The organism is Spiroplasma sp. NBRC 100390, from assembly GCF_001886495.1.
Lineage (GTDB): Bacteria > Bacillota_I > Bacilli_A > Mycoplasmatales > Mycoplasmataceae > Spiroplasma.
On the sequence record NZ_CP018022.1, the window covers coordinates 744,735 to 759,987 of the forward strand.

Below are 15,253 nucleotides of genomic sequence, written 5' to 3' on the forward strand. Positions count from 1 at the left end.
AGGAAATTATTAAATAAAAAAAAGTTTAAAACCTTTAAACTTTATTTTCTAATTCCTAATTCTTCAATGATTGCTTTATATTCATTAAAATCAATTTTAGTTAAGTAAGCAAGTAAATGCTTTCTTTGTGCTACTTTTTGTAATAAACTTCTTCTTGAAACAATATCTTTACGATGAATTTTCAAGTGTGCAGTTAAATTGTTAATATCTTCTGTTAAAATAGCAATTTGTACTTTTGTTGAACCAGTATCTTTCGCATTTTGTCCAAATTTCGATACTAATTCTGCTTTTCTATCTTTTGAAACCATTAATAAATTTCTCCCTTCATTACTGTGGCGCATAATGTTAAATCAAAGAATTTAAGAAAGGGTTATCTTAAACCAACGAAATAACAACCTCATTAATATTATGCTTTATTCGCAAAAAATGCAAGTGTATCAACTAAATCTTGTTCTAAAAGATCAACTAATTCGGTTAAATTATTTATTTTAATATTTTCACGTAAATATTTTTTAAAATAAACAATAATTTCTTGATTATATAAATTTAAATCAACATCTAGCAAATATGTTTCAACAACTTCCTTTCCTTCAAATAACCGATATGAAGTCATTGATGGATAAAGATTCCCTTGTGCTCAAGTTTGTGTGATATAAACCCCATAAGGTAAAATTACTTTTTGTGGTAAATACATATTCGCGGTTGGAAAATTAATTGTTCGTCCAATTTGTTTACCTGGTTTTACTTTACCACGTAAATGATAATCTTCATATAATAATTTATTTGCTGCTGGTAAATCATGGTTTAACAATAAATTACGAATTTTTGTTGAAGAAAAAGCATCATCTTGACGAGTAATTAAATAAACATTTTCTTGGCCAAAAAAAGTGATAATTTGGTTAAAATCTCCTTCACGATTTTTTCCAAACCGAAAATCAGACCCAATAACAATTTTAACAACATGAAACCGTTCTTTTAATATTGTTAAAAATTGTTGCGCAGATAAATTCATAAATTCACTTGTCAATGGAACTTCTAAATAATAATCAAACTCTAATTTTGCAGCTGTTTGTTGTTTTGATTTATTATCTAATAATTTTGTATCAGTTTGATGTAAAAAATCAGTAACACTTTGTGACATTGTAAAAAATAATGTCGTTAAATGTTGTTTTGTTTTAATTTCCATTAACCGATTAATTAGTTTTAAATGTCCCAAATGAAAACCATCAAATAGACCTAAACAAACAATTTTTGCTTCGTTATTAGCTGGTTTATTTCATGCTAAAATTTTCATTAATAATGATCATCCTTATCTATTTTTTGTTGTTGGTTAATATCAATATTTGCCCATAACCCCCGCTGACAAGCATAAACATGTTTACCAATATGTTTATAAATTGCTAAAACATTTTTGTTTTTATCAATAATAAAAATAATTGGATCTGTATGATTAATAATAACTATTGGTTTTCCTTGTCTAATTTCTTCATCATAATGATAAAGTAATAACTGCTGTTTATTTGTGAACAAGGCATCATACATTGAAATTAAGCGATCAAAATTTACTTCTTCGGGAGCAATTGCTTTTGATAACAAAAAATTCCCTGATTGCGTTCGACATAAACTTTTAACCGTTGCAATTGTATTTAATTTTGCGGCAAGGTCCATAACCAAACTACGAATATATGTTCCTTTGGTACATAAAACACTAAATGTAATAGTATGGTCATGATGATTATATTTTTTCAACTTAATTTCTTTAATTGTAACTGTTCGTGGTTTAATTTCAACTACTTCATCGCGGCGAGCATATTCATAAAGTTTTTTACCATTAACTTTAATAGCAGAATATTTAGGAGGATATTGTTCATACATAAATCCATTAAATTCACTAAAAATTTTCTTTAATTGTTTCTTACGAAGCTTAAAGGGGGGCACTTCCTTAACAACATTGCCAGTAATATCACCAGTATCTGTTTCAACAAATAATTGCATTTCAACATCATAAGCTTTATCTGCTGTTAACAAATATTCACTCATTTTAGTCGCATTATTGACTAATACCACCAAAAGACCTGTTGCTAAAGGGTCTAAAGTTCCAGCATGGCCAATTTTTTTAATCATCAAGGTTTTCTTAATATCTTGAATAATTTGATTACTTGTTTTTCCAGCTGGTTTATTAATTAAAAAAATACCATCATGCATATGTTAAAATCACCCACTTCTTGATTCATTATATCATTTTTTGAGTTATTCCTAACATTGATTAAGATGACTTTTAATGCTTTTTAGAATATTTTTTGATAAAAGTAATTGATTATTAGTAAAATATAGTTTAAGATATTTATGTATGAAAAATAAATATTGTTACATTTATATCTTTCTTAAATTATTCTAGCCTTTCCTTTTGTGCTAAAATTTGTATTTTGTGGCAATATTTAAATATAAAATAATCTTAAAAGTTTGTTTTTCATACATTTATAAAAATTAATTGAAGTTTCTTATAGGCTGTTCATTTTTCTTCAATTAATTTTTTTTTTTTTTTTGTAAAAATAGTATAAAAACAAGAAAAAAAACAAGAAATTTTATCCAAAATTATTGTAATTTTTGAAATCTATGCTATTATTAATTTGTCTTAAGTAGACAAATAAGTAAATCAAATAAAAAATTGGACATGTTAGGTAATCTTTATTTTATTTAAAATAAAGGAACGAGCAATAAAATGTATAAATACCTAAATGGACTTTAAATTATTAAAATATCTCAAAAATATAAAAAAATAGGACATTTGCCCTATTTTTTTATATTAATTTATTATCTTGTAAAATCGCTACTAACCCTTTAAAAAGAAGACTTTTATCATAGTGATAAGGAACTAAATCTTTAATATAACTTGCATTGCCCCCTGTTAGCACCACTTGTGGAGCAGTTGCTTGGGTTGTAAGTTTGTCAACAAAAGCCTTTACAGTTAATAAATGACCATTAACTAATCCAATATTGATTGCTTGTTTAGTATTTTTTCCTAAAGTTGCATTTTCATAAGAATAATCAAATGTTTGTAATAACTGTGCTCGATTAAATAGTGCTTCAGCAGCAGCTTCTAATCCAGGCATAATAATTGTTCCCAATAAGGTTCCTTGTTTCAATAATGAAATTGTGGTAGCTGTTCCCATATTAACTAAAATAACATCTTGTGCTGGATATAATTCTAATGTTGCATATGACCCAACAATTAAATCCGCCCCAAGATTCCGTGGATTAGGAATGTCAATTGCTAATCGTTCAATTGTTAAATTTTTTTTAACTTGGTAAAACGGAATTTGTAAATCAAGGGCTAATTGATAGAATAAATCATCTCACATTGGTCGAACTGATGATAAACATAATAATGTTAAATTTGCTAAAGTTAACTTTATTTTATCTAAGGCTGTTATTATTTTTTGGCGAAAATTCTTTTCTGCAATTAATTCTCGACTAGAAATTGCTAAAAAAGATGTAATTTCTTGGGCGGGATTAAGAATTGCAAATTTAATTGCTGTGTTACCAATATCTACTAATAATTTCATTGTTATTTATCTCTCTCTTCTATAATTTCATTAATTGCTGTTAAAATTGCTTGAGCAACAATAATTTTACTTTGGTTAGGAATTTGCCGATGCATATTCTTGGTTAATAAAATAACTTCATTTTGATTAGAACCCATCGCTTTAATTTGATTAATAACAATTAAATCTAAATTTTTTTCAACTAGTTTTTGCTGGCCATAAGCTAAATCAAAATCATTTTGAACACTAAAACCAACTAAAATTTGGTGTTGTTTTAATTTCCCCAATTCAGATAAAACATCAATGTTTGAAGTTAATGTTACATCAAGTTGGGGATGTTCTCGCTTACTAATTTTTCCAATAATCGGTTTAGCAACTTGATAATCATTTAAAGCGGCACAAGCAATAACAACATCTTGTTGTGAATACTGTTCTAACATTGTTGTTAACATCTCCTGATTGGTATTTACCTTCTGATGATCATAATAAATTGGGACATCACAATCACCAACAACTGTTGTTAGAGCACACTTTGTTCAAGTTAAAACAGTATGTAAAGCATCACCCATTTTACCACTTGAATTATTAGTAAGATAACGAATATCGTCAAGAAATGTTTTTGTGCGGCCAAAATTAAGCATCACTTTTTTATCTTGTCATAGTTCTTTTCAATGTAAAAAATGGTTGATTTCAGTTAAAACATCTTCTCATTCTCAAGCCCGGCCAATTCCTGTTGTATTACATGCTAACATTCCTGACCGCGGTTCATAAACCTGAACACCATCATTTGTTAATTGTATTAAATTACGTAAATTAGCTGCAGAAAAATACATCCCACTATTCATTGCTGGAAAAACCATTTTATGACTTTGTACAACACTATAAACTAGACTTCCCAAACTATCGGTAAAACCATGAGTTATTTGAGCAATAAAATTTTGGGTCGCCGGATAGGCAATAAATAAATCAGTTTCAGCCGCAATTGTAATGTGCTCTGATGGATCTTTTTTATCATAATAGTGTTGCGTAAAAATATCTGTTTTAACCATCGGAGGAACTACTTTTAAAAACTTTAAGGCTCCCTGAGTTAAAATTAATTCAACATGATGGTCTTTTCTTAATGCCTCATATAAAGCAAGGCCTTTATAAGCGGCAACACTTCCTGTAATAACTAATATAATTTTTGCCATCAAATTCACCTTGCTTTCTTATCTTCTTGTTAATTATGTTAATTATACAAATAAAAATCGATATATTAAAATATTAATATATCGATTTTAGTTATTATTACATTACTGATCCTTTTTAGTAAAAAAAGCAGCTTGCATTCTTCGTTGTGATTCTGCAATAATTCCATCAACCAATTCAAGTCATTGTCCTTGTTCTAAGTATCGACAATAAAAAATGCGAATAATGGATAAACGTTCACCATAACGTTCTTGCACAAAATATTTTACTTTTTTCAAAATTGAAATATAAGCATATTGTAAATCTAATGGTTTTTGATAAATTTTTTGATAAACTTGCGCATATTCTTTAATTAACGCAGTAACTTTAAATTCTAATGTTTTTGTTCGTTCAAGAATCATTTGTTTCAAAATTTCATCTTTTTGCCCTGCACTATACTTTGCACTTTTCATAATATAATATAATTTAATTTCTAATGCTAAAACAGGATTATCATGTGAAATAATTTTTTCATTATTTACAATCAATGATAATTCCCGGATTACATTATCATAGAACTGACTGCAATTATTGCTTCCTAAAACTGACACTTTTTTCACCCCGTATAAATATATTTTTTTAATCCTTATAAGAAACAATCTCTAAGTGGCTGTTGTATACTATTATACTTATATATTATACATTATTTTTACTCCTTTTTGCGAAAAAAATATCCATAAAAACCGATTAATTAGGTAATGAAAACAACGGGTTTAATTATCATTTCCAGCAATATAATCATCATTTTTTAAACTATCAACCGAAGTCATAATTGCTTGTAACCGCATATAATAGTTTGATGAAGAAATAATTGGATATTTTTTATCAAAATAAACTTTAACATAAGTTAGTTTTTTGCGATATGTTGTTAATCACTTATGAGCAATTAAATTTAACTCTTCCATAATTTCACGTTGATTAACACTCATTGCATCTTTCCGTTTTGCTGGATCTAATTTTTTAAATAATGTTGTTGCTTTTTTCTTAAAATTAATTGCATAAGCAATAAAACCAACAACACCACTAATTTTAACTGGTGTTACATAAATTCCCAAATCATGATTACGACAATAATCATATTGAATTCGCGAAAAATCAGCGTGTTTTAATTCTCTTTGAACATAATTCAAATCGTTAAATTCTTTAATATTATAAATTTTAAAGTCCACATAATAATCATATGGTGTTAAAAAACAATTATTGGTATACCAACTATAACGTGAAATTGATTCAAAAATTTCTTCTTCAATAAATTCAAATTCACGGAAATAGTAGGTTTCTGTTTTCCAATAACGTTCTAAAATATAAAAAATTAATTCTTCACCATCAATATTATTTAAAAATCAATTTTTTTGAAAATTAATATTCCGATACTTTAGTAAGTCTTCTTTTTCAATTCTTTTACTTGCATCAATTTTTTGTAAATAATTATCATATTTTTTTACAAAATACTCATAAAATCATCGTAATGTTAACGTATATAAAATATAATAATAAGTAAAATCAGTTTTGAGAACATACTTAATCATTTTCATTAATGTTCGCAATAAATTATTTGAAATTTTGTTAGCTTTATTAAAACCTTGTACAACTTGAATTACATTATCACTTTTTTCAATCCCATTCCGTCAAAAAATATATGTTAATTCGCCTTCAGCATTCTTTTTATAACAAAAAGGAATAATACGAACAATAAGATTTACTTCATCATTTATTTGATATTCTAAATACCCCTCATTTTGGGTATCTTTAATAACTGTCCCCTTTTTAACGTTTTTTCGTATTTCACCAAGAACAGCTTGGAACATCCGTTCTCGTAACCCATTACTACTTTTAGGAGCATATTTTACAACCGCTAATTCCAATTCAAGTTTATCGTATTTGGTTAAAGTTTTAAGACCGTATTCACCAAGGGCAATGGCTTGATAACCTATTTTTTGAAAACTTTTTTTATAAGTAGTAAAAATTTCATGCATTTTTTTACGAATATTACTTGCTAAATTAAGTTGCTTGCTAACAATACTATTTAATTCTAAAAATTTTGCTTTTTTCTGCATTAAATTCGCCCCTATTTTTAATTTAATATAATTATAACAAAAATTATTTAATATTTATAATCTGATCATCAACAACATCAATCCCAAGGGCATTGGGATTTTTATTTAACCCTGGCATTGTAATAATATCAGCTAAATAGGCAATAAAATATTCTGCTCCAGAATTAATTTTAAGATCACGAATAGTAATGTGATTATCATTAGGATCTTTATTGCCAAAAATTGTTTGATGATTTTTAGCCATACAAACTGGCCAATCTTTATATTTCTTATCTTGTTCATAAAAAGCAATTTTTTCTTGTGCAACAGAACTAAAAGTAACTTTCGTTGTTTGATAGATTTTTTCACAAATAATTTTAATTTTGTCTGATAATGAAGTTGTGAGCGGATTAAATAATAATTGATATTGCTGTGGTTGGGCTGTTTGTTTAATAATTGTTTCAACTAACATTGAATTATCTTTAATTCCAAGATGATAAGTGTTATTAATTCCAAACGGGATTTTTTGTTCTGCTAATCAATTTGTTACTAATGTAATTTCTTCTGGACTATCTGTTGCAAATTGGTTTAAACAAACAACAAAGTTTAAATGATAATTTTGAATAATTTTAATATGATGTTCTAAATGAGCTAGCCCCTTTTGCAAACTAGCAAGATCAACTGATGCCAATTTTGTTTCATCAGCACCACCGTGTAATTTTAAAGCTCGAATTGTTGCCACTAATACTGTACAATCAGGAGTATATTCTTCTTTTAAGTTAATAATATCATTAAATTTTTCAAACCCTAAATCACTGCCAAACCCAACTTCACTAACAACATAATCACTTAATTTTAAGGCTAAATCAGTTGCAATTAAAGAATTTGCACCATGGGAAATATTTGCGAAAGGACCGCAATGAACCAACAATGGTGTTCCATATTTTGTTTGAACTAAATTTGGCAATAAAGCATCTTTTAACAGTGCTAATAATGAACCTGTAATTTGTAACTGGTGTAAATAAACTGGTTTATTTTCATAATTATAAGCAACGATTGCTTGATCTAAACGACGACGTAAATCATTAAAATCCTTACTCAATCCTAAAATAGCCATAATTTCACTAGCAGCTGTAATTTGAAAATGCTCATTTCGTTGAATTTTATCGTTAATTTTAATTTCAACACTTCGTAACGCACGATCATTAACATCTAAACAACGTTGTCAAACCACTCTTGCAGGATCAATTTGTAAAGCATTACCCCAATAAAGGATATTATCAATAATGGCACTAACCATATTATTTGCTGTTGTAATCGCATGAAAATCACCAGTATAATGTAAATTGACTTCGTTCTCTGGTTGCATCACACATTCTCCACCACCAGTCGCTGATCCTTTTAACCCAAAAACTGGACCCAATGATGGTTCTCGTAGTGCTAAGGTTGTTTGATAGCCTAAATGATTTAACATATCTGCAATCCCAATTGAACAAGTTGTTTTTCCTTCTCCTGCTTTGGTTGGATTAATTGCCGTTACTAAAATAAACTTTGCCTTTTTTGGTAAATGGTTAAAATTAAAAGCTTTTACTTTCGCAATGTAATCCCCATATTTAATTAAATTATCGGCTGTTAAATTAATTTTCGCCCCAATTGTTATGATTTTTTCCATTTTTTCAACTCCTTTTAATTGTTATTATAATAATAAACCATTGGAAAGTGCACAATATTTGCATCAATAAAACTTTCCCCATATTTAATAAAACCTAATTTTGCATAAAACCCAACAACTTGCTTTTGCGCAAATAAATAGACAGCAACAGGTTGATGCTTGGTTTTAACATATTTTAATAAGGTTTGTAATAATAAAATTCCCACCTGCTGATGACGATAACTTTTAAGAACAGCAATCCGTCCTAAAAACCACTTCCCGTTTTGTTGCAAAATACGCGCACAACACACTGGCTCGTTGTCATGGTATCCAACAAGATGATCAGCAGTTTGATCATACTGATCGACTTCTTCTGCTAAAGGAACTTGTTGTTCATCCACAAAGACAATTTTTCTAATCATAATAGCATCAGCATAAATTGAATTATTATTACCTAGTGCACTTTTAAAAATGATTGTATTTTGCATTTATTTTTATGGTCCTTTCAGATACAATACTTATATAAAAACATTTTAGCATAGAAAAGAGGGAAACCTTAATGGATAAGACCAAAATAATTGATGGAAAAATGGTTAGTGACTTAATTAAAGCAAAAGTTACAACAGAAGTTAACGAAATTAAAAAAAAGAACCATCGTGTTCCTAGTTTAACAATTATTCAAATTGGTGATAATAAAGCAAGTAGTACTTACATTAAAAATAAAAAAATTACCTGTGAAAAAGTAGGAATTATTTGTAATGTCCTAACACATCCAGAAACAATAACAGAAGCAGAACTTCTTAATATTATTAATCAATTAAATCATGATTCAACCATTGACGCTATTCTTGTACAACTTCCTTTGCCCCGCCATATCAATAGTGAAAAAATTATTAATAGTATTACAATAAAAAAAGATGTTGATGGTTTTACCCCCAAAATATTGGGTAATCTAATGCTTGGTCATTATCAATTATTACCAGGGACACCAAAAGGAATTATGTTACTATTGAAACATTATCAAATTGAATTGGCAGGACAACATGTTGTTGTTATTGGTCGCAGTAATATTGTTGGTAAACCACTTGCTAACTTATTAATAAACGCTTCAGCCACTGTTACGGTTTGTCACTCGCAAACAAAAAATCTAAGTTTTTTTACAAAACAAGCTGATATTTTAATTGTTGCTGTTGGACAAGCAAAAATAATAACTTCTGAAATGATAAAAGAAAATGCCATTATTATTGACGTTGGTATTAATCGAGACCAAAACAATAAGCTATGTGGCGATGTTGATTTTGAAAATGTTCTTCCAAAAGTTAAAATGATAACCCCTGTCCCTGGTGGAGTTGGACCAATGACAATCGCCGCCTTATTAGAAAATATTTTATATCTTTATTATCAAAATAATAATTTTTAATATAAAAAACCTTATAATTTTTTGTTTTAATTTTCTATTTTAAAAAAGAGAAAACTAACTTATTAATTATAAGGATTTCTTTATTTTAGTTTCTGCAAAATTGTTTCAATATTATTTGCATTATCTAATGAATGATCATAAATAAATTCTAAATCTGGACAACGATAAATTTCCAATTTATGTGCTAATTTACTACGAATCTCATTTTTATATTCTTGTACGACATTAGTAAGTTCTAATTCTGGTTTTGTCAATAATGAAGAATAGTAAACTTTGGCATGCCCTAAATCATTTGATAATTTAACCGCATTAACTGACAAAGTATTTAAAATTTCATCACGAATTTCACGTTGCATAATAAGTGTTAAATCACGGGCAATCAATGATTGCATTTTTTCAATTTTAATTTTATTTGCCATATATATTCACCTTATTCCTAACTTTACTAATATTATAACAAAGCATTCCAATAAAGCGAATATTTTTAAACTATTCCGTATTTAATTGATATATTCTTCATTTTTCACCGGTTGCTAACGCTAATAGTGTGCCATCTTGCACTTGAATTAACGAAGTTATCGTACTATGTTCAACAAAGGGTTTATCATAATTTGTAAAATAATTTTGAATACTTCCTTGGGCGTTCAGCACATACATATCATATTTTGCTCTGCCATTCCCCGATAAAGGAGCCCCCGCAATTAAAACAGTTCCATCTTGTAGTGGTGTTATTGCACTAATTGTACTAGGTTTAATTCACGGATTACTTTTAATATTAAAAATCTCTCTAGCACTATTTGCATATAAATCAAGCTCATAAATAATTTCATCAGTTTGTACTCAAATTTTTCCGTTTGATAATTGAATAACATTTTGGATATCATTAGCGAAATATTTGCCATTAATAAATCCAACTTTTGTCCCTGTCGAAGATAAATGATAAATATTTTTACCCCAAGTTGCTAACACTGTTCCATCTTGTAACAACGTTAATGTTGAATAATTACCATAATCATAGTCTGGATCATTAAAAATAGCACCTCTCTCCTGTCAGTCATCTCAGACATATTTATATTGATAAACTGTATCGTACTTTTGTCCTCAAAAAACGTCATCTTGTAATTTAATAATTGCTGTTGGAAAAAAACTATCGCTTTTTCGTTTCAATATTTTTGAATTTAAATCTATTTGAGATAAAATACCATTCTGACTTGGCAGAACAATATCACCATTATTAAACTGTGTAATTTTATTTTTTTTTGAAAAACGAATGCCATCTTCTCCCCAACCTGTCTCTTCTCGAAACAAAATATCTTTAATTTGGCCAACTCGCATATTTAATAAAGCATAATTAACAATAACAGAACTAGTTGCGATATATTCTGAACTTTCTGTTTTAACAACGATACTTGCTTGTCGACTATTAATTGATTTAAGATCAACAGCAACTTCATCAATAACAACATTTGGATTTTTTGCTTTTACAGCAGCTAAAATTGTTGTTGGTTTTTTATTTTCAATTTTACCTAAATTAACATTTTGTAAATCAGCAGATAATAATTTTTTTCCACTCGTATTAAAATAAATTGTAACCATATCATTATCAACATAAGTGGTATTATTAACTGTTGCTATAATACTAGCTTGATTTGGTGCAATATTTTGAACTATTATTTGACTAACAACTAACTTTGGGTTACTGTTTTTAGTAACCGTTAAAATGTTTTCTGGTGTTAACTGATCAACTTTTTCTCATAAGACTAAATTAGAGAGGTGTGTATTAATAGTTAGTCGGTCAGGATAAAAGTAAACATCAACATAAGAGTTATCAACATAATAAATACTAGAAGACTTTACATAAACACGAGCTTTTGTTTCAACAATATTCTGAATAAAAACATCTTCAGTTTTTAAGTCTGGGTTTTTTGCTTTAATAGCATTTAAAATAGTTGTACTAGTATTATTTTGAATTTTACCAAGCATTTGATTCTTTAACACGGTGCCCAATGAAACTCGGGGTCATTTTCTTAGATCAGTCACGATGTTTGGACCTAATTCTGTTTGTGAAAAGTAAAGACCTAAGGTTGTTCCTAAACTAGCAGCAATTAATAAGATTAATAGTAACCAAATAATTAATACATGACGTTTCATTTGTGTTGCACAGCAAAATCGATGATAACGCGTCATTGCTAAATGACGATTTTGTAAATAGCCTTTTTTATCCACTGAAACAGGGTTTGCTTTTATCAAAACAGGTAAATTTACTTCTTTTTTTACAAGATTATGTTCTTCAAGAAGAACATTTATAATTTCATCTTCTTCATCAGAATTAAATAAACATTCTTGAACAATTGCTTTAATATGTTGATTTTCATCAGATAAACTTTCTTTAGTAAAAATACCAAAACGACGTTTTGCACATTGCAAAAAAACCAAAATTTTAATATTATGTTCCTTTCGTTTTTTCACAATTTCTAAATCTTTAATTTCTAACAAAATTGCATTTTTTAAAAATTCTTTTTTTTCATTTTTTACAATTATTAGTTTTTGTTTTAACTTAATTTGACACTTATCACATAAAGTTTTTACACTAATGGTTTTCATACGTAAAACCTCCAGGATTTACAATAAAATAAAATATATATGCGATAAATACTCAAGGTATAGGGAGTTCAAAACAATAAAAATGGGATAATTTTAAAATTTTCACAAAAAAATGAGAATTTTAAAACTAAAACTCTCATAAATTTATAGCAAAATGCTATAATTATTTATGAGAGCATAGTTGTGGTTTCGCGATCTTGAGTATGCTCTCACATATATATTTTTAAATTAGTGAGTTATTGCAACTCACTTTTTTTATTATAACACTAAAAAAATAAAATAACACCGCCATAATTTGGAAATCTTTTTTATTTTAGTTTAACAAAGAATATAAAATCATAAAAATTATCTTTTTATCAAAGTATTCTTATGATAATATTTAAAAGATTATCAAGGAGGAACTATGAAACGTTGAACTTATCGAATTTGATATAAAGATTATCTTTGATATTATAAATTAATAATTGCCATTTTAGCCTTTACTTTTTTAGCTTATGGTTTTTATGCTGATATTTTCAAAGAGTTCTGATATGTCGATAAAAATTCTTATCGCTCTAGTTTACAAAATTATGATATATTATTAAGTTTTTATTCAGTTCAGGTTAATATCATTACGATTGTTTGATTAATGTTAGCAATTTTTAACCATCATCGTGAACAAAAAAGTTGATTTTTTTCAACAAACTTTAAATTAAGCATCTTAAATTGAAACTTATTAATGTTCTTTATTTTTTGAATTGGAATTATTATTGGGTATAAGAATGGGCAAGTAACTATTGCTGAGTACACTAAAGCGCAAATTAGTTGTACGGTTGTCACCCACTTTATTATGCCCATCTTGTTTTTTGTTTATACCTTATTATCATTTGGTGATCATCGTATTAGCTGAAAAAAAGAATTTTTAACAAAAGATTGATGAATTAGTTTAAGCTATCCAATCTTTTATTTAATGTATGTTTTAATTCGTGCTGCCGCTTGAAACCGTGATGGTGATACAATTTGAGCTTATCCCTATCCTTTTTTGGATATTGATAATCCCCTCATTGCTGGGTTAACAAAAGTTCAAGCCACTTTCTTTATTATCTTTGTTTTTACAGTTGTCTTTACTACTTTCCATGTTCTCTTGCAAAGTTTCAACAATGGAATGTATCGGGTATTTAATAAGTATCAAAATCGCACCTTATGATATAAAACAATTTATCAAAACATTAAACAAAAATTGAGAAATAAAAAAGCAAACAAAAAACGAAAATAGTGATAAATAACATATTAGTTATTTATCACTATTTTCGTTTTGCATTAGTAATAAATGCTGTTATCGCTGCTAAATATTGTGGCGGATTATAATAAATTCCCCGCACATGATCACAGTTAAAAACAACTCGATTACTAATTTTTTTACGTTCATATCTTCGTTTATTTTGATAAGCTTCGCGTCCCATTACATAAGGAGTTGCATGATCTTTTCTATTTAACAAATATAAAACCGGTAATTTTGCCAACTGATCTAAATTTTCACCAGGATTAATTTGTTCAGGATCATAACCGCGGGTATCAATCGTATAGCGCCGAATAGCGTAATAGTGCTCATAATAATTTACTTTAATCTTTAACATATAATAACGATACAAGGCATTTAAATTACTAATTGTTGAATCTAAAATCGCACTATTAATTAATTTGTTTTTAGCAAATGCTAACTTTAAATATTCCATAATTACAAAGGTTCCCATTGATCACCCGTGAAAGTTAAGTTCTTTAAGTTTTGGATCAATTGTTGTTTGTAAAAAATTAACAACTGCTGCTAAATCATATTTTTCATAATATCCCATTGTTGTTATTTTTGCTGTGGATTCTCCATGATTTCGTTGGTCAAAAACAAGAACATTATAACCCAGTCGCAAATAAATTAAACCAAAAAAGATAGCACGAAACTTATGCGAATTAAGACCATGTACTACCACTACTCATTTTTTATTATTATCATTTTTTACTCATGACCGAATTGCAACTGCTTTTAAGAGAACATCTTCATAGCCAGGAATATCATATTCTTGTAAATCTCATTTTTGTTCTAATTCAGCTGGTGTTAATGCCATTTTTTCAATTCGTAATCGTTTCGTTAAATCAGTAATATATTTTTTACAATATGCTTCTAAATCATTATTAGTTTTCTTTCACCACGTATGATGCGTTAATAAAATCCGCTTATCATGAAAAGTATAAAATAATTTAATATAAAGGGCATTATTACTCATATAATCTTTTAAATGTTCATTATCAACAATGCGATAACTATGGTCAGTAATTAATTCATGGCCGTGGGCTAAATCATATAAATCTAATTCTTCATTATGTTTTTTCGCCATAATCTTATTGTAAATCCGCTTTCGTAAACCCATATGGTAATAAATCAGCAATTGTTACAACATATGATTCACCCTTTTGATTATAAATTTCAAGTGGCACATCATGACCAACTAATTCTCATAAGAATTGTCGGCACATCCCACATGGTGACCCTTTTTGATTACTATCAGTATATAAAAACAGTTTAATAATGTCTGCTTTTTGATAACCTAAAGTATAAACTTGTGCCAAACATGTTCGTTCCGCACACATTGTCACTGAATAAGCGGCATTTTCAATATTAACACCACTCACTTCTGTTCCATCTTTTAAGACACAAATTGCACTAACATGAAAATTAGAATATGGAGCATATGCGTTTGTACTTAATAATTTTAATTTTTCAAAATAATTTGCCATT

The 15,253-nt window shown here is 27.9% G+C and carries 15 protein-coding genes; 2 read left to right on the top strand and 13 right to left on the bottom strand.

Annotated features, from left to right (window positions below; all coding sequences use genetic code 4):
* Positions 1-41 precede the first annotated feature (41 nt).
* The 9 genes from rpsO to S100390_RS03320 form a co-directional block, all read right to left on the bottom strand.
* Positions 42-308, bottom strand: coding sequence for a 30S ribosomal protein S15 (gene rpsO, locus S100390_RS03280; RefSeq protein WP_070406865.1), 267 nt, complete (start codon positions 306-308; stop codon positions 42-44).
* A 98-nt stretch (positions 309-406) separates the two neighbouring features.
* Positions 407-1,294 carry a riboflavin kinase gene (locus tag S100390_RS03285; protein ID WP_070406866.1) on the bottom strand — a complete coding sequence of 296 codons (888 nt, stop codon included), beginning with the start codon at positions 1,292-1,294 and terminating at the stop codon, positions 407-409.
* Complete coding sequence (gene truB, locus S100390_RS03290; RefSeq protein WP_070406867.1) at positions 1,294-2,205, bottom strand: tRNA pseudouridine(55) synthase TruB; 912 nt, start codon at positions 2,203-2,205, stop codon at positions 1,294-1,296. Before truB ends, S100390_RS03285 begins: the two co-directional genes overlap by 1 nt.
* A 596-nt stretch (positions 2,206-2,801) precedes the next feature.
* On the bottom strand, positions 2,802-3,566 hold the full coding sequence (locus tag S100390_RS03295; RefSeq protein WP_070406868.1) for a type III pantothenate kinase: 765 nt from the start codon (positions 3,564-3,566) through the stop codon (positions 2,802-2,804).
* Between the two features lie 2 nt (positions 3,567-3,568).
* Entirely contained in the window at positions 3,569-4,735 is a 1,167-nt protein-coding gene (gene coaBC / locus S100390_RS03300; RefSeq protein ID WP_070406869.1) for a bifunctional phosphopantothenoylcysteine decarboxylase/phosphopantothenate--cysteine ligase CoaBC, read from the bottom strand.
* Between the two features lie 102 nt (positions 4,736-4,837).
* A complete protein-coding gene (locus S100390_RS03305; RefSeq protein WP_231918024.1) occupies positions 4,838-5,323 on the bottom strand; it encodes a hypothetical protein in 486 nt (161 codons plus the stop codon).
* A gap of 162 nt (positions 5,324-5,485) precedes the next feature.
* Positions 5,486-6,829, bottom strand: a complete 1,344-nt coding sequence (locus tag S100390_RS03310) for a hypothetical protein (RefSeq protein WP_070406870.1) — start codon at positions 6,827-6,829, stop codon at positions 5,486-5,488.
* A gap of 43 nt (positions 6,830-6,872) precedes the next feature.
* Positions 6,873-8,480 (bottom strand): formate--tetrahydrofolate ligase, encoded by a 1,608-nt coding sequence (locus S100390_RS03315; protein WP_070406871.1) that lies wholly within the window; start codon positions 8,478-8,480, stop codon positions 6,873-6,875.
* Positions 8,481-8,494: 14 nt separating this feature from the next.
* Positions 8,495-8,947, bottom strand: a complete 453-nt coding sequence (locus tag S100390_RS03320) for a GNAT family N-acetyltransferase (RefSeq protein ID WP_083258397.1) — start codon at positions 8,945-8,947, stop codon at positions 8,495-8,497.
* A gap of 71 nt (positions 8,948-9,018) precedes the next feature.
* On the opposite strand from S100390_RS03320, the gene S100390_RS03325 reads away from it, so the two are divergent.
* Positions 9,019-9,879, top strand: a complete 861-nt coding sequence (locus tag S100390_RS03325; RefSeq protein WP_070406872.1) for a bifunctional 5,10-methylenetetrahydrofolate dehydrogenase/5,10-methenyltetrahydrofolate cyclohydrolase — start codon at positions 9,019-9,021, stop codon at positions 9,877-9,879.
* 80 nt (positions 9,880-9,959) lie between these two features.
* On the opposite strand, the gene rbfA is transcribed toward S100390_RS03325, so the two are convergent.
* Both rbfA and S100390_RS03335 read right to left on the bottom strand, forming a co-directional pair.
* Positions 9,960-10,298, bottom strand: coding sequence for a 30S ribosome-binding factor RbfA (gene rbfA, locus S100390_RS03330; protein WP_070406873.1), 339 nt, complete (start codon positions 10,296-10,298; stop codon positions 9,960-9,962).
* Positions 10,299-10,368: 70 nt separating this feature from the next.
* Positions 10,369-12,483 carry a hypothetical protein gene (locus S100390_RS03335; RefSeq protein ID WP_070406874.1) on the bottom strand — a complete coding sequence of 705 codons (2,115 nt, stop codon included), beginning with the start codon at positions 12,481-12,483 and terminating at the stop codon, positions 10,369-10,371.
* Between the two features lie 403 nt (positions 12,484-12,886).
* Between S100390_RS03335 and S100390_RS03340 the strand changes: the two genes are divergently transcribed.
* Entirely contained in the window at positions 12,887-13,738 is an 852-nt protein-coding gene (locus S100390_RS03340) for a Pr6Pr family membrane protein (protein ID WP_070406875.1), read from the top strand.
* 28 nt (positions 13,739-13,766) lie between these two features.
* Here the strand turns inward: S100390_RS03340 and S100390_RS03345 are convergent, their stop codons facing one another.
* Together S100390_RS03345 and cdd are read right to left on the bottom strand one after the other, a co-directional pair.
* Complete coding sequence (locus tag S100390_RS03345; protein ID WP_070406876.1) at positions 13,767-14,852, bottom strand: alpha/beta hydrolase; 1,086 nt, start codon at positions 14,850-14,852, stop codon at positions 13,767-13,769.
* A 4-nt stretch (positions 14,853-14,856) separates the two neighbouring features.
* A complete protein-coding gene (cdd, locus tag S100390_RS03350; protein WP_070406877.1) occupies positions 14,857-15,252 on the bottom strand; it encodes a cytidine deaminase in 396 nt (131 codons plus the stop codon).
* Position 15,253: the final 1 nt, after the last annotated feature.